Raw genomic sequence first — 22,607 nt, forward strand, 5'->3', positions numbered from 1 at the left:
GAAAGCCAGGGCATTGCTCTGGCTTTTTGTTTTATGAGGTAAAATATGAGAATCGATAAATTTTTGAAAAATGCACGCATTATAAAAAGAAGAACTGTTGGTAAAGAGGCATGTGATGGCGGACGTGTTTCCATTAACGGAAAAGTAGTTAAAGCAGGGGATCGGGTGTCTCCGGGCGATATTATTACAATCCGTTATGGAGATGGTGAACAAAAGGTGGAAGTACTTGAGCTTTTGGAACATGCACCGAAGGATCGCGCCGGGGACATGTATCGTGAATTATAATAGATTGAGTAAGATGGTGAAGGATTATGACTGAAAGAAACCGAAGAATTATAAGGCGGCGGATGCTGACCTTTCTGGTTGTTGTTCTGGTATTGGGTTTTACCGCCTATCTTTTCGGAGATAATTATTCAACACTGCATGGACTTGATCAACAAAAAATTGAAATTACAGAAAAAATTGAAGAACAGAAAATAAGAAGTAATCAATTGGACGAACAGGTTAAACAAATAGGAAGTAAAAGCTATGTGGAGTTTGTTGCCCGTAAATATTTGGGACTTTATTATCCTGATGAGATCATAGTGGTTCCGGCAACAGAGTAACAGTCTTGCGAAGGGAATGGTTAAGCAATTGAAAAACGAAACAGAGAATACCATAAAAACAGAAAAAAGCAAAGATATCTTTGCAGTCATTGATATCGGAACTAATTCCACCCGAATGCTGATCTTTAGAAATGATCAGGGAAATCTGGTGCGGGTTAATAAATCGGTGCGCTATACCCGCATGGGTCAGGATGTCAATCGGACTGGCCAGCTCCATCCGGATGCCCAAAAACGAAACATGGATGCGTTGGAAGAATACAAAAATATTGCCGCAGACTATCATGTCAAATCTTTTTATATCTTTGGAACCAGTGCCATGAGAGATGCCAAAAACACACAGGAATTCATTGATCAGGTCAAGGAAAAGCTTGAACTGGATATTGAAGTTATTTCTGGAGAAACCGAAGCAGAGCTTGGCTTTATGGGGGTTTCCCAGTGTTTTAGTGAAAAGATTCTGATCTTTGATATCGGCGGGGGAAGCACTGAGTTTATTTTAGGGGAAGACAATCAATTAAAGAAAATGATCAGTTTAAACCTGGGGTGTGTTCGGGCCACCGAGGAATATCTGTTTTCGGATCCTCCCACCTTCCAGGAGCTTGAACGCCTCAATGAGGATATATATGCGGAACTCGTGAGAAAGATACGGAATTTCGTCCCTGAAAGACCATACAAGCTCATTGGCATTGGGGGAACAGCAACAAGCCTTTCAACCATCAAACAGGGTTTAAAGATTTATGACAGCGAAAAAGTCCATGAAAGTGTCATTGCACGGAGTGAATTGGAAACAATAATTGACGATTTATCAGAAAAGACCATTGCAGAGCGACAAAGTATTGCCGGCCTGGAGGCTAAAAGAGCGGATATTATTCTCGCCGGAGCGTTGATTTTACTAAATATTTTAAAAGTCACCGGTGAAACAAGTTTTATTATCTGTGATTACGATAACCTTGAAGGTGCCGCATACCGGCATTTTATAATGGAAAACATAGGAAACATAGGAGACCAATAAAAGTCCTTGACATTGGAATTGAGATGTTGTAAAATAAGATCTCGTGCACATGACAAGTTTTGAAACAGAAAAGATCTGCGATTTATGAAAAAATAAATTGCAAAAAAAAGCTTGACATTGTTTTTGAAAGGGCGTATAATAACACTTGTCCCTCAAGAGAGCGGCGAAACGAACTTAGTGCCGGAGTGGCGGAACTGGCAGACGCACAGGACTTAAAATCCTGCGATCCTAACGATCGTACCGGTTCAATTCCGGTCTTCGGCACCACTTTAAAAAAACATTTTAACATCGCGGGATGGAGCAGCTTGGTAGCTCGTCGGGCTCATAACCCGGAGGTCGTAGGTTCAAATCCTGCTCCCGCAACCAAATTTACAATTACTTTATTATGGCGGCGTAGCTCAGTTGGCTAGAGCATACGGTTCATACCCGTAGTGTCGGCGGTTCGACTCCGTTCGCCGCTACCATAAATTTAAAAGGTACTAATCATATGGCCCCTTGGTCAAGCGGTTAAGACACCGCCCTTTCACGGCGGTAACAGGGGTTCAAGTCCCCTAGGGGTCACCATAAAAATATGAATTAGAACAGTAACAGATTTAGCAAAATAATCCAGCGGTCGCATAGCTCAGCTGGGAGAGCACCTGCCTTACAAGCAGGGGGTCATAGGTTCGAGCCCTATTGCGACCACCATTTTTTTTTGAGAATTTATTGAAGTGGTGATACCATGGAGAAAAAAGTAATAAATTATATTAGAGATCAGAAACTTATAGTAGCTGGCGATTATGTTCTCATCGGAGTATCCGGTGGAGCGGATTCGCTAGCTTTATTGTATTTTTTGGACAAATACAAAGAGACTTTTGGAATCCATGTCGGTGTTGCTCACCTGCATCATGGTCTCCGCGGAGATGCGGCAGATGCGGATGAAAACTTTGTAAAAAATTTTTGTCGAAAAAATGAGATCCCATTTTTTTCAAGAAGACGTGATATAAAGCAAATATCAGCCGAGGAAAAAATATCCATTGAAGAAGCCGGACGGAATGAACGCTATGATTTTTTTCGGAAGGTCGCCAAAGAAGAAAAATACAACCGCATTGCTATGGGCCATCATATTAACGATCAGGCGGAAACGCTGCTGATGCGATTGATCAGAGGGACTGGCATTAAAGGGGTTTCGGGAATCAAATCAAGCCGGGACGGTCTGTACATCCGGCCATTTCTATGCCTTGAAAAGAAAGAGATTGTCGCTTATTGCAATGAAAACAGCTTGGCATACCGCACGGATGCGACTAATTTTCAACGGGATTACACCCGCAACAAGATTCGTTTGGATATTATGCCAATGATTTTGGAAATCAACCCCAGAGCTGAAGTTCATTTTAATGAGTTTACTGCAATAGCCCTTGAGTACGAGGCGTTTTTCGAAAATTACGTTGATTCCATTGAAAAGCGCATCCTTAGCACGGAAAATACCACGGTGCTGCTTGACCGAGACCAGTGGCTTTGTGAGAAGCCGGTTGTCCAGAAAGAAATTTTGCGTCGGGCTATACTAAAATTTAAGGGTAGTTTAATGGAAATTGAGTACAATCATATCACTGCTTTTTTTAGTTTGTTAAAAAGCGAAAAAACGACGTGGGACCTCCATTTACCCCATGATATTCTGCTCTGTCGCCGCTATGATCGGATTATGGTAACTGAAAAAGAAAAAATGGTTGGGAAATCTCTGGTACCAACTCAAATTCTAATCGATAAAACCTGGATTTTTTCAGCACAACGGCTAATTTTGGAAACAAATATAATCAATCAGGAGCAGTTTAAGGGATTTTCACATTTTTTTTCTAAAGAAATCGAAAATCATGGTGAAAAATATTTTGATTATGATAAAATAGAATGTGTACTCTATCTGCGTAGTCGATTGTCTGGTGATTTTTTTAATCCGGTTGGGGTTTCTGGAAGAAAAATGATAAAAAAATATTTTATCGACAAAAAAATTGATCGCAATAAAAGAGATGAGATTCCTCTTCTGGCCATGGGTTCAGAAATACTTTGGATTATTGGCTATGGCATTAATGAACGACTGCTGGCAGATTCAAATACAAAAAATATATTAAAGGTCAGTGTTACCTTATGTTAGGAGAAAAATGTGAGATCCGATATACAGGAGATTCTGCTTGATGAAGAAGCAATAGAAAAGCGCGTCAGTCAATTAGGTGCAAAAATATCAGAGGATTATTTTGGAAAGCATCCAATTCTTATCGGTATTCTCAAGGGAAGTGCGGTTTTTATGGCGGATTTGATTCGAAAGATCACTATTCCCATTGAAATTGATTTTTTAAAAGCATCCAGCTACGGCAGTGCCGCACAAAGCAGTGGGGTGGTTAAACTGGAAGAAGATTTATCCATTGACGTCAAAGGCCGAAACATTATTTTGGTTGAGGATATAGTGGACACCGGAAACACCCTGAAATATCTTTTAGGGCGTTTTGAAAGTCTGGGAGCAACGGAAGTAAAGGTCTGTTCACTCTTAAATAAACCGGCCCGGCGGGAACAAATTTTGTCCCCTGATTACATTGGCTTTGAAATACCCAATGCATTTGTAGTGGGCTATGGCCTGGATTATGCTCAAAAGTATCGGAATTTACCGTACATCGGTATTTTAAAAGAAGAAATATATCAATAATTAATTATCTTGAGAGGAGTGATGTTTTTTGAATAAATACCTAAAAATGATTGGGTTTTATCTAGCAATTCTATTAATCATTATTGTTGCGGTAACCTTTTTAAATCCCATGCAGGATGAGGTTAAAACCATTGTTTACAGTGAACTGCTGACTGAGCTTGAAAATAATCAGGTGGCAGAAATTGAGATTAACAACTCAAATGTAACGGGTGTACTCAGAAATGGCGAAGCGTTTGAAGCGGTGGTACCGCAATTTATAATTGATCAGCAGGTAACACCGTATATATTGGAAAATGATGTGAAGGTTACCATTACCCCACAACAGGATTCCTGGTGGATATCATTGATCCCATCCGTGATTATCATTGTTTTGATGGTCGTGTTCTTTCTTGTTTTCAGCCAGCAGGCTGGCGGCGGCGGGGGAAAAGTGATGTCTTTTGGAAAAAGCAAGGCAAAGCTTGTTGTGGATACCGATAAAAAAGTCACCTTTAAAAATGTCGCTGGTGCCGATGAAGAAAAAGAAGAACTTGAAGAAGTTGTAGATTTCTTAAAAGCGCCGGAACGTTATAAAAAACTGGGCGCTCGCATTCCCAAGGGGATTCTTCTCATCGGACCGCCGGGAACCGGGAAAACCCTGCTCGCCCGGGCAGTGGCCGGGGAAGCAGCGGTACCCTTCTTTACTATCAGTGGTTCAGATTTTGTGGAAATGTTTGTTGGGGTTGGTGCTTCAAGGGTCAGAGATCTATTTGAAAACGCCAAGAAAAATGCCCCTTGTATTTTGTTTATTGATGAAATTGATGCAGTGGGACGTCATCGTGGTGCCGGACTTGGCGGCGGTCACGACGAACGTGAGCAAACCCTGAACCAGTTACTGGTTGAAATGGATGGCTTTGGTATCAATGAAGGCATTATTGTCATTGCTGCAACGAACCGTCCGGATATTTTGGATCCCGCATTATTACGACCAGGCCGTTTCGACCGTCAGGTTACCGTCGGTGTTCCCGATGTCAAAGGCCGTGAAGAAATTCTTAACGTTCATAAAAGAGAAAAACCGCTGGCACCTGAAGTTAACCTGGGTGTTATTGCCAAAGGAACACCTGGCTTCACCGGGGCAGATTTAGAAAATCTCATGAATGAAGCAGCGATTCTGACTGCCAGACATAATGGCAAAGTCATTACCATGGTTGAATTGGAAGAGGCTATTAAGCGTGTTATTGCCGGTCCGGAAAAGAAAAGCAAGGTTGTGGTACAGGAAGATCTTATCATTACCGCGTACCATGAGGCAGGGCATGCTATCGTCATGCATCTTCTCCCAAATACCGATTCCGTACATGAAATCTCTATTGTCCCACGGGGTATGGCTGCAGGGTATACCTTGTCGTTGCCTGACGATGATAGTCAGCATAAGAGTAAAGGTAAGCTTTTGAACATGATCACAAGTCTGCTCGGCGGACGAGCTGGTGAAAAGGTTGCTCTGGAAGATATTTGCACTGGTGCCAGCAACGACATTGAACGTGCTACGGCTATTGCCAGAAGCATGGTTACCGAATGGGGAATGAGTGAACATCTTGGCCCCATAACCTATGGCCATCCTGAAAGCGGAGAAGTTTTCATGGGTCGGGATTTAGGCCGATCGCGTAATTACAGTGAAGAAGTTGCCGCGGTCATCGATAAGGAAATCCGTACCATTGTGGAAAATTCCTTTGAAGAAGCTTGTGCCATTCTTGAAGAGCATCGTGATAAGCTTGAAGAAATTGCAAACCGACTCTTAACCGAAAAAACCATTACCGGTGAAGAATTCAAAGCGATGTTTGAAGAAAAAATTGAGGATGAGAAAATAGTCGAAGTCGAAATTGAAGCAGAAATAGAATAGTAATAAAATAATAATAGGCACCCTTTGGAGGAGACACGAAAAGTCTGTTCGATGGGGTGCCTTTATATTTGAACCGCGGATTCAGGAAAACAGCGAAATATAAATTGAAGTTCCAGCGGATTTGCAATATAATTAAATGTAGAATTTTAATAAGGAGGCGCTTAGGATGAAAATAGTACTTGTTGGACAGGCTCTCTTTGGTAAGGATTGTCTGGAAGCTTTGATCAATCAGGGCGAAGAAATTGTCGGTGTCATTACCATTCCCGATGATCCCAGGGGCAGACCCAATCCGGTGAAAGATTTAGCCATGGATAAAGAAATCCCTGTTTTGCAGCCGCCGGGACAATGTCCGCATCGGCTCAAAGATCCTGCGGTTATTGCCATGGTTAAAGACTTAAAGCCTGATCTCTTTGTGTTTGCCTTTGTAAGTGACATCATGCCTTATAACATTATTAAAATGGCGGCTTTCGGCGCAATTAACTACCACCCTTCGTTACTTCCCAAGTATCGGGGGGGATCGGCCATTAATTGGGCCATTATCCAGGGCGAGAGAGAAACGGGGGTAACCATTCATTATATCAATGAACGTGTTGATGCCGGGGACATTATTCTCCAGGGTAAGGTCGATATTGAGGCCACAGACAGTGTCGGTTCGGTTTACTTCAATAAGCTTTATCCATTGGGTATAAAATTAATGCCCCAGGCAGTGAAGCTCATTCGAGAGGGTAAAGCACCAAGGATTCCCCAGGATGAAACCCAGGCGACCTATCAGCCGCTGATCACCGAAGCGGATGTCAAAATCAATTGGAAAAATACGGCGGAAACCGTTTGTAATATGATCCGAGGAGCAAATCCCTCGCCTGGTGCTTACGCCCAGTTCCGAGGCGCAAAAGTTAAAATTTGGGAATGTGAAATTTCAAAAGCTGTTTTCGGGAAAATTCCTGGGGAAGTGGCAGAAGTCGCAGAAGGAAAAGGTTTTAAGATTGCAGCAGATAGGGGCGCTGTTTTAATTAAAAAAGTACAGCTCAAGGGAGAAGCCAAGATTACTGCTTCCCAATTCATTGAGCACAGTCATTTAAAGCCGGGAGAGCAATGGACTTAATCAATTATTTCCTAAAACCAATCAAGGCTAAAAAGGCATCCGAAGAAAATTTGTAGGAGGACAAAATGATTTTAGGAATTGACGTAGGAAATACCAATACGGAACTCGCAGTGTTTGAAGGTGATGAAATTCTTCAGTCCTGGCGATTTGTAACAAAGACCCCGAGAACATCAGATGAATACGGGGTATTAATCAAATCATTTTTTGAAAATAGCGGGATTAAATCAGGGGAAATATCCAGTGTGATTATGGCTTCGGTGGTGCCCAATATAATGTACTCCCTGAATAATGGGATTAAAAAATTCATCGGCATCGAGCCAATGGTGGTGGGACCGGGTATTAGAACAGGAATGCCCATTCATACCGCAGACCCAACAGAGCTTGGGGCTGATCGGATTGTGGATGCCGTGGCGGCCTTTAGTATTTATGGCGGACCGGTGATTGTCATTGATTTTGGCACCGCCACGACCTTTGATTATGTGACCGCTGAAGGTGTTTTTTCAGCTGCGGTGACAACCCCCGGAATCCAGATTTCCGTCGATGCGCTTTGGAAAAATGCCGCAAAACTACCGAACATAGAGATTAAAAAGCCAGCTTCCATTTTAGCGAAGGATACGGTTACCAGCATGCAGGCCGGTCTGGTCTACGGGTATATCGGCCAGGTCGAATATATCATTGAGCAAATGAAAAAAGAAACCGGACGTAGGGATATGAAGGTCGTTGCCACTGGCGGTTACGGCAGACTCTTTTACCAGGAAACCGATGCCATTGACATTTATGATCCCCAGCTTTCGCTAAAAGGGCTAAAAATCATTTACGATAAAAATTTAAGATAGTATTCAGAGAAATTACAGTGTAGGGAGATTTACCGACTGGTATGATAAATAGAACAATAAAAATTGGAAATGTTAACATCGAGACCCCACTTTTTCTGGGTCCCATGGCCGGATATACAAACCTGCCCTTTCGGTTGATGTCAAAAGCCTATGGGGTCGGGGTTGTCTTTACGGAAATGATCAGTGGAAAAGGACTTTATTACAAAGACCAAAAAACCGCGGAGCTTATGATTACCTGTGAAAAGGAAACCCCAGCCGGGGTCCAGATTTTCGGATCCGACCCGGATATTCTGGGCGAAGTGGTGGAGCGATATATCAATGAAACCAAGCATACATTTCTTGATTTCAACGGCGGATGCCCAGCTCCGAAGATCACCAAAAACGGTGAAGGCTCCGCACTTCTAAAAACACCCGAGCTGTTTTTCCAGGTTGTCAGGGCGCTTGCCCAGGCATCGAACAAGCCCTTGATTGTGAAAACAAGAATTGGCTGGGATGACGATTCCATTAATATTCGAGAAATTGCCGAAGGCATCGAGGAAGCCGGGGCAGCAGCCTTGACCATTCACGGAAGAACCCGGGAAGCCTATTATTCAGGAAAAGCCAATTGGGCGATCATCAAAGAAGTGAAGCGAAATGCCAGCATTCCGATCATCCTCAACGGCGACATTGCCAGCGGCGCAGATGCCAAAAGAGCCTTTGAATCGACCGGAGTGGACGGATTGATGGTGGGCCGAGCCGCCATCGGCAATCCCTTTATCTTCCGAGAGATCAGTCATTATTTAAAAACCGGGGAACTGTGGGATCAAACCACCCCCGAAGAAAAAATTGGCGCTGCCCTCAAACACATCGAACTGTTGTCGTTGCTTAAAAATGAGGATGCTGGTCTCAGAGAGATGCGAAAACATCTGGCAGCCTACACAAAGGGCCTAAATCACTCCACAGTCCTGCGAAACGAACTCTTTCGAACATCCGACAAGGCTTCAGTAATTCGGCTCCTAAAAGCCGCCATAGAATAACACCGCCAACAAAAAAAGAGCTCTTAAAGAGCTCTTTTTTTTAATTGACGAGGTTGCGGCGGATGAGGGTACGGGCTTCGCCGATCATGTACAGGGAGCCCACAAAAACGTTGACTTCCTCGGTTTTGAGAAGATCGATGTTTTGGACGGCGGCATCCATGGTATCGTAAAAATCGACGGATTTTTTGTATTTTTCGTGGATCAGGGCGGCCATTTCTTCAGCCGGCATGGCCCGGTCACTGTTGGGCGTGAGGGTATGGATGGTCGCAGCCATGGGCACGAGATAAGACAGGGATTCTTCAATATCTTTATCTTCCAGCATACCAAAATAAAGGTTGATAACTTTTTTCGGGAAATACGAGGCCATATTTTTCACAAAAGCCTGGATGCCGTTGCTATTGTGGGCGCCATCAATGAGAACTACCGGGGAATCTGTGAATATTTCAAAACGTCCCGGAAAAGTTACCTGGGATAAAGCCTCTTTAATATGGGCAGGCTTGATCTGAAAGCCTTTACGGATCAGCAAGCCAATGACCTCCAGTGCGGTAAGACAGTTGAGTGACTGATGGTTGCCCAATAGTTTCAGTGAAAAGGTATCCAAATCCAGTTTATCGCCCAGATATCTTAAGGTTTGGCTGTGACCGGTAAAGCTTTCAATAGAAATGTCTTGAGGGTCTACCAGGATAACCGAGGCATTTTTTGATGTGGCAAAATCAAGGATCACCTTCATGGCTTCGGGTTCCTGGGGATAAATCACAACATCAGAGCCTTCTTTAATAATAGAAGCTTTTTCAAAGGCAATTTCACCTAAGGTAGTGCCAAGATAATCGGTGTGGTCACAGCTGATGCTCATGATGACAACGGCCAGGGGATCCTTAATGATATTGGTGGCATCAAGACGTCCGCCCATGCCAACTTCCAGAACTACGACATCTACCTGTTTTTCATAAAAATACTGGAAACCGACAGCGGTGACCATTTCAAACTCGGTGGGATGGGGTTCGCCCTGGGCCAGCAGCACTTCAATGCGTTCTTTGACAAAGCTGGTAGCAGCCACCAGACTGGCATCGTCAATGGGTTCGCAATTTAGTTGGATACGCTCATTAAAGGCTTCCAGAAATGGTGAAGTGAACAGTCCGGTGTCGTAGCCGGCTGTTTTTAATATTCGGGCAATCATGGTGGAGGTGGAACCTTTGCCATTGGTACCGGCAATGTGGACGAATTTTAATTTGTCCTGAGGATTTCCCATTTCATTGAGCAGGAGACCCATACTTTCAAGTCCCAGCCGGGTGCCAAACTTATGGGTTGATTCAATATATGCAATAGCTTCAGATACATTCATTTCTAATTAGGCCTCCTGAATTGGACAGCAGGTCAAACATTTTTCGGTAATCATGTAGTCCACACTTTTATCATGGGCTTCCATGGGGATTTCATCGAAAATAAAATCGTCGCGAATCAGTGCAACCGTGATACAATCATCATTGATGGTTTCAAGAAAGCGATCATAATATCCGCCACCAAAGCCCATCCGATGACCAACATGGGAAAAGGCACAGCCCGGAACCATGACTAAATCAAGTTGTTTAGGGTCGATGATGCGTAGACAATCGTCACGAACTTCAAGAATGCCGTAGTGGCCCTCTTCCAGATCTTCGGGAAAATTCTTGATTTCAGATAAGGTAATCGTATGATCGGAAATATTGCAAATAGGGGCAACGACATGTTTGCCATCGGCCAACGCCTTTTCAATAAAATCGTGGGTGTAAATCTCGGTTCCAAAACTGACATAAACCATGATCCATTCCGCTTTCTCGTAAAGGTCACTCTCTAAAAATTTATTAATAATTGCAGCATCGGTGGTGGCACAATAAACGGCCTTGCGATGTGCCAGAATTTCTTTTCGAAACGCACTTTTATCCATATGTATTCTCCTCAAATTAAAGATTATTTTCAGATAATATTATATCACAAAGCAAGCCTTCAACAAGGAAAAACTAAGGGGAAATTTTATCAAAAATTTTCATTGAAAATTAGTCAAAGTTGGTTATACTAGAAGAAGACTGTTCTAAAAATTCCATTGGTATTACTCTTGAAAGAGTAACTCAGAAAAGGTGTTACAGATGAAAAGATTATTAATTGCTTGTGAAACCATTCGAAATGAAGTTGAATTGGTATTAAAAAGGCAATCCCTGGAGATTGATATTTTATGGATGCCTAATACACTTCATGATTCTCCGGATCGATTAAGGGACGCCCTCCAGACGGAAATTAATAAAGCCGAAGAGGATTATGACGAGCTTCTGTTTGCCTATGGTAATTGTGGCAATGGCCTACTGGGACTGAAAAGTGAAAAGGCAACCCTGGTGATTCCCCAATACGGGGACTGCATTGATATGCTTTTATGTGAGACCGATAACCTGGAACGTGTTCGCACCAATACTTATTTTTTAACCGATGGCTGGTTAAAAGGCGAAAAAACCCTGGATGTGGAATATGAGCACAACCTGAAAAAGTATGGTGAGCAGCGGGCGAAAAGGATCATGCACATCATGTTCAAACATTATAAAAATCTAATGCTCATTGATACCGGTGCCTATGATACAAAAAAGGTGCTGCCCAGAGTCAATGATATAGGTGAGCTCATTGGTTTAGAGGTGATTGTCAGACCCGGAAGTATATCACCCCTGGAAAAGCTGGTTTCAGGTCAATGGGAAGATAAATTCTGTGTTGTGCCCCCGGGGCGGGCCACAAATTATGACGATTTCCTTGGCATCGCCATCAGAAATGTTTAGTTTTTTCAATAGCTGATTCACTAAGCCACCCGTAGAAATCTACTAGGTGGCTTTTTTTTGACAATGCGCATAAATACATGGTATATTTATGAGATAATATCACATAGTAAAAGAAAACTATGTTCGAAAGGAAGTAATTATGAACCGATTTCGTGATCCGATTAATGCTCTAACCCATCTTATTGGGGCGATTCTCTCTGTTGTGGGAACAATTGCCATGCTATGGCTGATTATTGCAGAAAACAATGTGACGCCGCTGACTCTGATTTCCGTTTTGGCCTTTGGGGCCGGATTGATTTGTTTGTACAGTACCAGCTTTATCTATCATGCCTCTCTGGGAAGCGAGGAACGGGTGCTTCATTTGAAAAAAATGGATCATGCCATGATTTTTATTCTCATCGCCGGAACCTATACCCCATTTTGTCTGCTGGCTCTATCCGGAACTACCCGCATCGTGATGATGAGCGCCATTTGGGGGATTGCAATCATTGGCATCATCCTTAAAGTGATGTGGATTAATATGCCCCGCTGGCTGGGTACCGGATTATACATTTTTTTAGGCTGGTTTGCAATTTTTGCAATGGGTCCCCTTTACGCGGCGCTACCGCTGCCCGGATTCATCCTGCTGGTGGCAGGCGGGGTGATGTATACCGTCGGCGGTGTCATTTACGCATTGAAGAAACCTAATTTTTCTAAAGCTTTTGGCTTTCATGAGTTCTTTCATATCTTTGTTATTTTGGGATCTTTGTGTCACTATTGCTGTATTTTTTTCTTTATTCTTTAATAAAAAAGGGGGAATTGAAAATTTATAGCCATAAAAGTAAAATTTTGATTGTAATTTTTTCAAAATCCGTTAAAATATAATAGTATGTATATTGCATCACTGCAAAAAAAAAACTCAATTTTTTGCGGTGATTTTTTATTGGAATTTATTAAGAACAAGAAAAAGGAGTATAGTTAGCTTATGCAAACAAAGTATGTTTTTGTCACTGGTGGTGTGGTGTCTTCCCTGGGGAAAGGTATCACCAGTGCTTCATTGGGTCGATTGCTTAAAGCACGTGGATTGAAGGTATCCATTCAGAAATTCGATCCTTATTTAAATTTTGATCCCGGAACCATGAGCCCATATCAACACGGTGAAGTTTTTGTAACCGATGATGGTGCGGAAACCGATTTGGATTTGGGCCATTATGAACGGTTTACCGATGAAAACCTGTCACAGTTCAGTAACGTCACCACCGGTAGAGTGTATTGGAACGTTATTTCTAAGGAACGCCGCGGGGATTATCTCGGCGGAACCGTCCAGGTTATTCCACATATCACCGATGAAATTAAAGATGGTATTTTGCGGGTATCCGAACACAGTCATCCGGATGTTGTCATTACTGAAATTGGCGGAACTGTCGGAGATATTGAAAGCCTGCCTTATTTGGAAGCCATTAGGCAGTTTCAGGGAGATCTGGGTCCGGAAAATGTATTGTACATTCATGTGACCTTATTGCCCTATCTTGGAAAAGCCGGAGAATTAAAAACAAAACCCACCCAGCATTCAGTAAAAGAATTACGAAGCATAGGCATTCAGCCGGATATTATTGTTTTACGTTCAGAAAAAGAAGTGGATGAGAGCTTAAAGGCTAAAATTTCACTGTTCTGTAATGTTGACAAAAATGCGGTTATTACCAATCTGGATGCTTCAGAGCTTTATGAAGTGCCGTTGATGCTTGAAAAAGAGGGTTTGGCGCGTTTGGTTTGTGATAAATTAAAAATCACCTGCGGTGAACCTGATTTAACCGATTGGAAAGATCTGGTTAAAAAGGCCAAAAGTCTTGAGAATAAAACGACCATCGGTCTGGTGGGAAAATACGTTGAACTCCATGACGCTTATTTATCGGTTGCGGAAGCCTTGAGGCATGCCGGAATCGAGAATAATTCAGAGGTTGTGATTAAGTGGATTCACTCTGAGGATATTAATGAAGAAAATGTTGACCGGATTCTCAAGGATCTGGATGGGATTCTGGTACCCGGCGGTTTTGGTCATCGCGGTGTGGAAGGCAAGATTCATGCCATTCAGTATGCCAGAGAACACAAGGTTCCTTTTCTGGGTTTATGCCTGGGACTCCAGCTGGCAGTCATTGAATTTGCCCGGAATGTGGCAGGACTCACCGGTGCCCACAGCATCGAATTGGATCCTGAAACACCCTACCCGGTGATTAACCTGATGGAAGAACAAAAGAAAATCAGTGACATGGGTGGAACCATGCGATTAGGTCTGTATCCCTGTGAACTGGCTGAGGGCACGAAAGCCCTTGAAGCCTATGGCCAAAAGGAAATCAGCGAACGTCATCGCCATCGCTATGAAGTGAATGACGAATACATCGAAATTCTTGGCGAAAAGGGTCTTATTTTCTCGGGAATGTCTCCGGATCGGGTATTGGTGGAAATGATTGAGCTACCAAACCATCCCTGGTTTGTTGCAACTCAAGCACATCCTGAATTTAAATCACGTCCCAATAAACCCCATCCATTGTTTCTAAGCTTTGTAAAAGCTGCATTATCAGGAAAAAAATAGTTCGTTAAAAAAGTCAAGATCCTAGATCTTGACTTTTTTAATGGGGTGACACACCATATCTATAAAAATACAATAAACTGTGGATAACTTTTAATTGTGGAAAGAATACTCCTGAAATTGTGGATAACATGGGTTTTATCTGTGGACAGTGTTGATAACTTTGTGAATTTAACAAAAAACCCATGAATAGAGCCAAAGGTTATATTAGGTTATCAGGCCTTCGCTGTGTACAAATACGAAGAAATTTAAACACAGCCTGTGGAAAAGTAAAAGAGGATTGCCAGGAAGTTTCAATCGGGATATAATGAAAGACACCAATCTGGAATGATTGAGGATTAAAGGTAAAAGGTGAATTGAATGCATAAATATAGTTTTGTACGAACGGCCTGTGCTGTTCCAAAAATAAAACTGGCGGATTGCCGGTATAATGTGGAAGAAATGATTGATTTGGCTGAAAAAGCCTTGGCTCAGGGGGTGGAAGTTTTAGTTTTTCCCGAACTTGGCATTACCGGTTATACATGCGGCGATTTATTTTTCCAACGAGAGCTTCAAAAAAATGCACTTATAGCTCTGGAACAATTCCTTGAATGGTCCGCTGGGAAAAAAATCCTTCTGGTTGCAGGAATACCGCTGGTTATAGCGGGAAGCTTGTATAATTGTGGAGTGGTTCTTAATTCAGGGAAAATTTTGGGAGTTATTCCAAAAACTTTTGTTCCCAATAATCAGGAATTTTATGAAAAACGTTGGTTTGCCTCTTCAAAATCGCTTCTCCAGTTGGAAATCACACTTTTGGGACAGACTGTGCCAGTTGGAACCGATTTGCTTTTTCAGAACAATCTCATCGAGGATTTTGTGGTGGCCGTGGAAATTTGCGAAGATTTATGGGCGCCGATACCACCGGGAAGCTTTCATGCCCTGGCAGGGGCTACTGTTATTCTAAACCTTTCAGCCAGTAATGACATAGTGAGTAAAAGTGACTATCGTCGGGAACTGATCCGTTTGCAATCCGGGCGATGTAATGCGGGTTATCTCTACACCTCAGCAGGCTTTGGCGAGTCCACAACCGATCTGGTTTTCGGCGGACACGCGATTATCTGCGAACGAGGGGTCTTAATCAGCGAACTGCCTAAATATAACCTGGGCAATGAACTGCTGGTGGCAGATCTTGACATCGAATCCCTGGTTCACGACCGCCAACTACTACATTCGTTTTCAGATTCGGTAGATCTCATCAAAGACAAAACCTATCGCAGAGTTACTTTTGAGTCCCTGGATTGTAAAGTATATGACGGAGATGTCAATCCCTTTCCCTTTGTTCCCGGTGATCCGAATCGTCGCAGTGAACGCTGTGAAGAAATTTTCAACATCCAGACCATGGGGCTGGCCAGTCGGCTAAGACACATTGGAAATGCACCCATGGTGGTGGGCATATCCGGGGGACTGGATTCCACCATGGCACTGCTGGTTTGTGTGAATGTCTGTGATCGCTTCGATATTCCCCGGGCGAAAATCCATGCGGTGACTATGCCTGGCTTTGGTACCACTGACCGAACCTACGATAACGCCGTGGCGCTGATTAAAGGATTGGGTGTCACCTTTCACGAAATTTCCATTGTCGCTGCCTGTACCGCTCACTTTAAGGATATTGACCATGACATTAAGGTTCATGATGTGACCTTTGAAAATGCTCAGGCCCGGGAGCGGACTCAGATCCTCATGGATCTTGCCAATAAGGTTGGGGGGATTGTCATCGGAACCGGGGATTTATCCGAACTGGCCCTCGGCTGGGCTACCTATAATGGCGATCACATGTCTATGTATAGCGTGAACGCCAGTGTGCCAAAGACCCTTATTCGCTATTTAGTAAAGTGGGTCGCTGATCATACCAAAGAAACTTCCATTCAGATCATCCTTTATGATGTGTTGGATACTCCGGTTTCACCAGAGTTGTTGCCGCCGGATGAAAATGGCAAAATAAAGCAGAAAACTGAAGAGGTGGTAGGGCCCTATGAGCTTCATGACTTTTTCATTTATCAAATGGTGCGTTGTGCCTTTGGCCCTGAGAAAATATATTTTTTAGCAACAAAGGCATTTGCCGGTGTTTATGAAAACACGGTAATCCTTAAGTGGCTGAAAAAGTTTTATAGTCGTTTCTTTAGTCAGCAGTTTAAACGCTCCTGTGTGCCGGATGGCCCGAAGGTAGGTTCCGTATCCTTTTCACCCCGAGGCGATTGGCGGATGCCCTCGGATGCCCATGCTACCCAATGGCTAAAAGCCCTTGAAAAAATCCAAGAATAATCGAGTACAAGAATAACAATAAAAAAAGTCAGCTCCCATAGCGGGAACTGACCTTTTGTGAATAAATCATTTCTAATGCTTAAAAGGATCGTGCATAGTATTGATTTAAACAGCGTCTTCTTTAGTGTCTTCTTTTTTAGTGCAATAGTGTTGAACAAGAACTTCATGCTTAAAGTTGATAAAGTCTAAAATTTCTTTTTTGGCATCCGGGCTGGCCAGAGCGTAGCCAAAAAGACCCATAAGATCCTTCATTTCCAATGGCTTGGAAAGCTGTTCAGCAGGATCCTGACATCCTTCAGATTTAAGTTTTGCATCATTCAAAGAAGTCGAATTGTTCGTCCGACAAAGAAGATAATCAACCGATACATTAAAATAATCGGCAATTTCCATAAGCAATTGATTTTCAGGCAGATTCTTATCCTTTTCATACTTGGATATTGAGCTTTTGTTTAAATCGAAATGCTCTGCAAAATCTTGCTGGGTCATATCCTTATTAATACGTTGCCGTTTTAATCGTGTTCCAAAAGTTGACATTTTATACCTCCTTTTAAAAATCGTGATAAATACAATCTCACGATGAGACATATTTATATGACTAGTATATACCATCTGTCCATAAAGTTACCAGAATTTTTACAATAAAGTGCTTAAGAAGTGCCAAATTAGAAATAATTGTAATAACAATAGGAAGTAAAATCATAATTTCTTAAAAATCCAAAAGAAAGTGTTTCTTAAATGTCAAAAGAATAGCACTTGCATAAAAGCATTTATTAGTTTATAATTAGATGTTATATATTCGAGAAAGGATACTAAATGAAATTTACAGAATTAAAAATTAATGAACAATTGTTACAAGGCATCCAGGAAATGGGCTTTGAAGAAATGACCGAAATCCAAGAGCAAGCAATTCCACAGCTAATGATGGGAGGAGACCTTATTGGTAAATCCCAAACAGGAACAGGCAAGACTGTTGCATTTGCCATTCCAGCTATTGAAAAACTTGATCCTTCCATAAAGAAAGTACAGGTTTTAGTGCTTTGCCCAACCCGAGAGTTGGCAGTTCAGGTCTCAGATGAGTTTAAAAAGGTATTAAGACATGTTAAAGGCACAAAAGTTCTTCCTATTTTTGGAGGGGCATCCATTGAAGGACAGATCCGTGATCTGAAATCAGGAGTGCAGATAGTTGTGGGAACACCAGGACGTGTTATGGATCACATGCGCCGCAAAACATTAAAACTCAGCGAAGTTTCAATGGTCATTTTAGATGAAGCGGATGAAATGCTAAACATGGGTTTCCGTGAGGATATTGAATTAATCCTTGATGAAATAGAACATGAAATTCAAACCGTATTATTTTCTGCCACCATGCCAAAAGCAATTATGAAAATTGCTGAAACCTACCAGAAAAACCCGCAATTTATTGAAATTTCGCCTAAAAATATGGTTGCACAGGGTATTGAACAAAAATATTTCAATATCAGCGATCATCATAAATTTGAGGCACTGACACGATTACTTGACGTTTACAAGCCAACCCGATCCCTTATTTTTTGCAACACCAAAAAATATGTGGATGAAATAACCGATGATTTAAAGAAACTCGGATATTCTGTGGACAAGATCCATGGCGATATGCGTCAGATGTCACGGATGGCGGTTTTAAAACAATTCAGCCGCGGCCAACTGAACATTCTGGTAGCCACCGATGTTGCCGCCCGAGGCATTGATGTTGATGATATTGATATTGTCTTCAATTACGATGTGCCTGACAACGAAGAATATTATGTTCACCGTATTGGTCGAACCGGACGTGCCGGAAAAAGCGGGATCTCACTGACCCTGGCACGATCACGTGATCAATTCAAATTAAGAAAAATCACCGATTACACCAAAAAAAGCATTGAACGGGGTTTAATCCCAACCAGTGAAGTCATTAACGATATTAAGATTGCCCATTTCCACGAACGCTTTAAGATTCGTGCGGAAAAAGGAAGCTTGGATTGTTATGTTGAAATCATTGAAGAATTAAAAGTTAAGGGCTATACACCGGAAGCTATTGCAGCAGTTTTACTTCAGGCGCAGTTGCCTTTATCCGAAGCGGCAGACCTTAATACCGTGGAACGTCGTCCCAGACGCAACGATTCTGCTCCGCGCAGAGATGGTCGGGATGGCCGAGACAGCCGCGATGGCGGTCGTGGTCGACGTGATGCAGGCAGTCGTGACGGTGGCAGAAAACGTCCCGGTCCAGAAAAAACACAGCGTCTGTTTATCAGTGTTGGTGAAAAAGATAATGCTCAAAAACGGGATGTTCTTGGCGCCATCTGCGGCGAATGCGGAATCCCATCCTCAATGGTCGGCAACATCGACATGTACGATAAATTTACCTTCGTAGACATTGATGAAGATTACGCAAAAAAAGTTGAAAAGAAATTAAACGGGAAAAATATCAAAGACCGTAAGGTTAAGGTAGAAATTTCCAAAAAAAAATAGAACATAATTAAATAGTACTAAACAGGAGGTGCCATGAGCGAATCGAAAGAAACTCTATTTAAAAAAGAAAATAAAATGGGGGTTATGCCAATTCCACGGCTCCTCTTTACTATGTCACTGCCTGCTATTATATCGATGCTGATTCAGTCCATGTACAACGTGGTGGACAGCATCTTTGTGGCTCAAATTGGGGAAGAAGCCCTGACGGCGGTATCCCTGGCATTTCCCATCCAAATACTCATTATTTCCTGCTTTGTGGGCATGGGCGTGGGGATTAATTCGGCCATCGCCAGGCGTTTGGGTGAAGGCAAAAAAGAAGAAGCGGCCAATGTCGCCGAACACGGCTTTATTATTGCGGTGGTTCTGTCAGTAGTTCTGGGCATTATCGGATTGTTTGTTTCCGAGGGTTTCATTGCCCTGTTTACGGATAACCCGCTGATAATTTCCCAGGGTCGGGATTATCTTTTAATTGTCACAGTTTTCTGTTTTGGGAGTTTTGTGACCCAGGCAGCGTTTGCTACCCTTCAAGGCAGCGGCGAGATGATTAAACCAATGATCGGGCAGATCATCGGGGCAGTATGCAATATTATTTTGGATCCGATTTTAATTTTCGGATTTCTGGGATTCCCGGCGATGGGGGTCAAAGGCGCTGCCATTGCCACCGTGGTTGGGCAAATGATTGGAATGGTCTATATGCTCTTTGTTGTCTTCCGAGGCAAAAAGAATTTTCTGAAACTCGACTACAAAGTCTTTCACTATCGGCATAAGATCGTTAAGGACATTGTGGTGGTAGGTTTGCCGGCGGCGATTATGCAGGGCCTCGGTTCGGTGATGATCACCGGTTATAACTTCATTCTAGCAAGCTTCGGGATGTCCGCAGTGGCAGTTTTCGGCGTTTATTTCAAAATTCAGTCCTTTATCTTCATGCCGATTTTCGGTTTGGGTCAAGGGGCAATGCCGATCTTCGGTTTTAATTTTGGAGCAAAGAATGAAGCCCGGTTCAAAGAAACCCTGAAGGTGGCAATAGGTGCTGCGCTGGTCATTATGACCATCGGAACCGTACTCTTTTGGGTTTTCCCGGAACAGATTTTTATGCCCTTTAATGCTTCGGAAGAAATGCTGGCCATTGGGATTAACTGCTTTAGAAGCATCAGTATTGCATTTCCTCTGGCCGGTATTTCGATTATGATCAGTGTGAGCTTTCAGGCCATTGGAAAGGCATACGTCAGTATGATCGCATCGTTTATTCGCCAAATGGTTGTGCTCCTGCCGGTTTCCTATTTTTTCGCCCGTATTGGCGGTCTGGATCTGGTATGGTATGGGTTCATTGTTTCCGAAATTGTCTGTCTGGCCTATGAGATATATATGTATCGGCGGTTTCAGCATGAAATTTTTGACACCTGGAACGGCGTTACGATTACCGCATAAAAACAAAAGATCCCATCAGAAGAGTTTACTCTTCTGATGGGATCTTTTTATGGGAATTTACTGTTCAAGTTGATTAATAATGTGAATACTTTTAATAATCAGGGCATCAAGGCGTTTAAGCTCTTGGCAGAGATATAAATAACCCAGCAGGGCTTCATAGCCGGTGGCATAGCCGTAATCTCCGGCATCGGCGTTTTTGGGCACATGGGAAAAAGTATTGCGTCCCCGCTTGACAATCCGCAGCTCATCTTCGGTCAGTTCGGGAATCAGGGCATGAACGACGATGGCCTGGGCACTGGCTCGGACATAGGACACCGAGGTCTTGGTCATGATATTAACATTTTGATGACCAATGCCAATCAGGTATTTGCGAATCCGATCCGAGTAAATACCATCACCGATATAGGCCAACGCCAGGGGATTCATGGCCTTTACCTGAACCTGGGTGAATTTTTTTTCCAGGGCGTCTTGAATCAGATCGAATGCGGCTATGCTCTCTTCCATTTCACTCCTTCCCGTGTATCTTCAAGAATAATTCCCCTGGCCAGAAGCTCATCCCGAATTTCATCAGATCGTTTAAAATCTTTTGCTTTTCGTGCCGCCTGACGCTGGGCAATGAGGTCTTCAATTTCAGCATCGAGATTGGTTTCCTGATCTTTGACAGCCAGTCCCAGGACATCGGTAAGTTCAGCAAAAATCGCCTGGCCGGCTTTAATGGCTTCCTTGGAAGAGCTGGCATCAAGGTTGGAGTTGAGGTCCCGCACCAATTCAAAGATGGAGGCAATGGCATCCGCGGTGTTAAGGTCGTCTTCCATGGCTGCTAAAAACCCGGTTTTATAGTCCTCCAGGCTGGTGATCCAGATTTTCTCGTCGGCCGTGGCTGCAATGGTGACAGCGTTGTTTAAAAGAAAAACCATTTGGAATTTTGCGGTATAAAAACGGTCTAGGGCATTGGCGGCCTGTTGGAGCAAGGCCTCGCTGAAATTTACAGGACTTCGGTAATGGGCCATCAGCAAAAACATCCGGACGACTTCCAGATCAAAGGTTTTGGCAATATCCCGGACGGTGAAAAAGTTGCCTTTGGATTTGGACATTTTTTCATTGTCGATATTGATATAACCGTTATGCACCCAGTAGTTGGCAAAGGGTTTGCCGCAGCAGCCTTCAGACTGGGCAATCTCATTTTCATGGTGGGGAAAGATCAGATCCTGACCGCCGCCGTGAATATCAATGGTATCCCCTAAATGTTTTTTCGACATCGCCGAACATTCGATATGCCAGCCGGGACGACCCTGGCCCCAGGGACTTTCCCAATAGGGCTCGCCGTCCTTCTTCTTTTTCCAGAGGGCAAAATCCAGGGGGCTTTGTTTTTCGTCGTTCACATCAATGCGGGCACCGGATTTTAAATCATCAATGGATTGTTTGGAAAGCTTGCCGTATTCCTGAAAATGATCGACATGATAATAAACGTTGCCGCCAACATTATAGGCCAGGTCTTTTTCTTCGAGGGTTTGAATCATGGCAATGATTTCCGGAATATGCTCGCTGACCCTGGGATGAACCGTAGCCCGTTTAATGCCCAGGGCATCGGCGTCAATAAAATATTCGCGGATGTATTTTTCGGCCACCTCCTGGGGGGAAATGTCTTCTTCATGGCTGCGATTGATGATTTTGTCATCCACATCCGTGAAGTTCTGAATAAAGGACACCTGGTATCCGGTATATTCCAAAAAGCGGCGCAGCACGTCAAAAACTATAAAGGGACGGGCGTTTCCGATATGAAAATAATTGTAAACGGTTGGGCCGCAGGAGTACATGCGAACCTTTCCGGTTTCAATGGGGACAAAGGTTTCTTTTTGTTGGGTAAGGGTATTATATAATTTCATAAATTTAAACCTTTCAATTTATTTAT

The 22,607-nt window shown here is 43.0% G+C and carries 20 protein-coding genes and 5 tRNA genes; 20 read left to right on the forward strand and 5 right to left on the reverse strand.

Going from position 1 to position 22,607, the window contains the following annotated elements; genetic code table 11:
* The first annotated feature begins 45 nt into the window (after positions 1-45).
* From AKG39_RS01825 to dusB, 14 genes are all read left to right on the forward strand, one after another.
* Positions 46-285 carry an RNA-binding S4 domain-containing protein gene (locus AKG39_RS01825; protein WP_050738659.1) on the forward strand — a complete coding sequence of 80 codons (240 nt, stop codon included), beginning with the start codon at positions 46-48 and terminating at the stop codon, positions 283-285.
* Positions 286-311: 26 nt separating this feature from the next.
* Positions 312-605, forward strand: coding sequence for an FtsB family cell division protein (locus AKG39_RS01830; protein ID WP_050738660.1), 294 nt, complete (start codon positions 312-314; stop codon positions 603-605).
* Positions 606-633: 28 nt separating this feature from the next.
* A complete protein-coding gene (locus AKG39_RS01835; protein ID WP_050738747.1) occupies positions 634-1,614 on the forward strand; it encodes a Ppx/GppA phosphatase family protein in 981 nt (326 codons plus the stop codon).
* Positions 1,615-1,793: 179 nt separating this feature from the next.
* A tRNA-Leu gene (locus AKG39_RS01840) sits at positions 1,794-1,881 on the forward strand.
* A gap of 22 nt (positions 1,882-1,903) precedes the next feature.
* Positions 1,904-1,980 (forward strand) — tRNA-Met (locus AKG39_RS01845).
* A gap of 21 nt (positions 1,981-2,001) precedes the next feature.
* Positions 2,002-2,078, forward strand: a tRNA-Met gene (locus AKG39_RS01850).
* A 25-nt stretch (positions 2,079-2,103) separates the two neighbouring features.
* Positions 2,104-2,178, forward strand: a tRNA-Glu gene (locus AKG39_RS01855).
* 47 nt (positions 2,179-2,225) lie between these two features.
* A tRNA-Val gene (locus tag AKG39_RS01860) sits at positions 2,226-2,301 on the forward strand.
* Between the two features lie 34 nt (positions 2,302-2,335).
* Positions 2,336-3,742: a tRNA lysidine(34) synthetase TilS gene (gene tilS, locus AKG39_RS01865; RefSeq protein ID WP_050738661.1), complete on the forward strand. Its 1,407-nt coding sequence runs from the start codon at positions 2,336-2,338 to the stop codon at positions 3,740-3,742.
* 9 nt (positions 3,743-3,751) lie between these two features.
* Positions 3,752-4,288, forward strand: a complete 537-nt coding sequence (gene hpt / locus AKG39_RS01870) for a hypoxanthine phosphoribosyltransferase (protein WP_050738662.1) — start codon at positions 3,752-3,754, stop codon at positions 4,286-4,288.
* Between the two features lie 46 nt (positions 4,289-4,334).
* Positions 4,335-6,161, forward strand: a complete 1,827-nt coding sequence (ftsH, locus tag AKG39_RS01875; RefSeq protein ID WP_083439380.1) for an ATP-dependent zinc metalloprotease FtsH — start codon at positions 4,335-4,337, stop codon at positions 6,159-6,161.
* A 166-nt stretch (positions 6,162-6,327) separates the two neighbouring features.
* Positions 6,328-7,263 carry a methionyl-tRNA formyltransferase gene (gene fmt / locus AKG39_RS01880; RefSeq protein ID WP_050738664.1) on the forward strand — a complete coding sequence of 312 codons (936 nt, stop codon included), beginning with the start codon at positions 6,328-6,330 and terminating at the stop codon, positions 7,261-7,263.
* A 65-nt stretch (positions 7,264-7,328) separates the two neighbouring features.
* On the forward strand, positions 7,329-8,099 hold the full coding sequence (locus AKG39_RS01885; protein WP_050738665.1) for a type III pantothenate kinase: 771 nt from the start codon (positions 7,329-7,331) through the stop codon (positions 8,097-8,099).
* A gap of 41 nt (positions 8,100-8,140) precedes the next feature.
* Positions 8,141-9,115, forward strand: coding sequence for a tRNA dihydrouridine synthase DusB (gene dusB / locus AKG39_RS01890; protein ID WP_083439367.1), 975 nt, complete (start codon positions 8,141-8,143; stop codon positions 9,113-9,115).
* A 40-nt stretch (positions 9,116-9,155) separates the two neighbouring features.
* Here dusB and AKG39_RS01895 read toward each other — a convergent pair whose 3' ends face one another.
* Together AKG39_RS01895 and AKG39_RS01900 are read right to left on the reverse strand one after the other, a co-directional pair.
* Complete coding sequence (locus AKG39_RS01895) at positions 9,156-10,457, reverse strand: bifunctional folylpolyglutamate synthase/dihydrofolate synthase (RefSeq protein WP_050738666.1); 1,302 nt, start codon at positions 10,455-10,457, stop codon at positions 9,156-9,158.
* A gap of 6 nt (positions 10,458-10,463) precedes the next feature.
* Positions 10,464-11,039 carry a 5-formyltetrahydrofolate cyclo-ligase gene (locus AKG39_RS01900; RefSeq protein WP_050738667.1) on the reverse strand — a complete coding sequence of 192 codons (576 nt, stop codon included), beginning with the start codon at positions 11,037-11,039 and terminating at the stop codon, positions 10,464-10,466.
* 199 nt (positions 11,040-11,238) lie between these two features.
* Between AKG39_RS01900 and AKG39_RS01905 the strand changes: the two genes are divergently transcribed.
* From AKG39_RS01905 to AKG39_RS01920, 4 genes are all read left to right on the forward strand, one after another.
* Positions 11,239-11,910, forward strand: a complete 672-nt coding sequence (locus AKG39_RS01905) for a DUF1638 domain-containing protein (protein WP_050738668.1) — start codon at positions 11,239-11,241, stop codon at positions 11,908-11,910.
* A gap of 139 nt (positions 11,911-12,049) precedes the next feature.
* A complete protein-coding gene (gene trhA, locus AKG39_RS01910) occupies positions 12,050-12,694 on the forward strand; it encodes a PAQR family membrane homeostasis protein TrhA (protein ID WP_083439368.1) in 645 nt (214 codons plus the stop codon).
* Positions 12,695-12,874: 180 nt separating this feature from the next.
* Positions 12,875-14,479 (forward strand): CTP synthase, encoded by a 1,605-nt coding sequence (locus AKG39_RS01915; RefSeq protein WP_050738670.1) that lies wholly within the window; start codon positions 12,875-12,877, stop codon positions 14,477-14,479.
* Positions 14,480-14,836: 357 nt separating this feature from the next.
* Positions 14,837-16,777, forward strand: coding sequence for an NAD(+) synthase (locus AKG39_RS01920; protein ID WP_050738671.1), 1,941 nt, complete (start codon positions 14,837-14,839; stop codon positions 16,775-16,777).
* Positions 16,778-16,882: 105 nt separating this feature from the next.
* Here the strand turns inward: AKG39_RS01920 and AKG39_RS19260 are convergent, their stop codons facing one another.
* Positions 16,883-17,311 carry a helix-turn-helix domain-containing protein gene (locus AKG39_RS19260; RefSeq protein ID WP_160316132.1) on the reverse strand — a complete coding sequence of 143 codons (429 nt, stop codon included), beginning with the start codon at positions 17,309-17,311 and terminating at the stop codon, positions 16,883-16,885.
* Positions 17,312-17,590: 279 nt separating this feature from the next.
* Between AKG39_RS19260 and AKG39_RS01930 the strand changes: the two genes are divergently transcribed.
* Together AKG39_RS01930 and AKG39_RS01935 are read left to right on the forward strand one after the other, a co-directional pair.
* Complete coding sequence (locus AKG39_RS01930; RefSeq protein WP_050738672.1) at positions 17,591-19,267, forward strand: DEAD/DEAH box helicase; 1,677 nt, start codon at positions 17,591-17,593, stop codon at positions 19,265-19,267.
* A 33-nt stretch (positions 19,268-19,300) separates the two neighbouring features.
* Positions 19,301-20,695: an MATE family efflux transporter gene (locus AKG39_RS01935; protein ID WP_050738673.1), complete on the forward strand. Its 1,395-nt coding sequence runs from the start codon at positions 19,301-19,303 to the stop codon at positions 20,693-20,695.
* A 57-nt stretch (positions 20,696-20,752) separates the two neighbouring features.
* Here the strand turns inward: AKG39_RS01935 and AKG39_RS01940 are convergent, their stop codons facing one another.
* Both AKG39_RS01940 and cysS read right to left on the reverse strand, forming a co-directional pair.
* Positions 20,753-21,199 carry a Mini-ribonuclease 3 gene (locus AKG39_RS01940; RefSeq protein ID WP_050738674.1) on the reverse strand — a complete coding sequence of 149 codons (447 nt, stop codon included), beginning with the start codon at positions 21,197-21,199 and terminating at the stop codon, positions 20,753-20,755.
* Positions 21,184-22,581, reverse strand: a complete 1,398-nt coding sequence (gene cysS / locus AKG39_RS01945; RefSeq protein ID WP_050738675.1) for a cysteine--tRNA ligase — start codon at positions 22,579-22,581, stop codon at positions 21,184-21,186. The genes AKG39_RS01940 and cysS overlap by 16 nt, the downstream gene beginning before the upstream one ends.
* Positions 22,582-22,607: the final 26 nt, after the last annotated feature.

It is taken from the genome of Acetobacterium bakii (assembly GCF_001263355.1).
Lineage (GTDB): Bacteria > Bacillota > Clostridia > Eubacteriales > Eubacteriaceae > Acetobacterium > Acetobacterium bakii.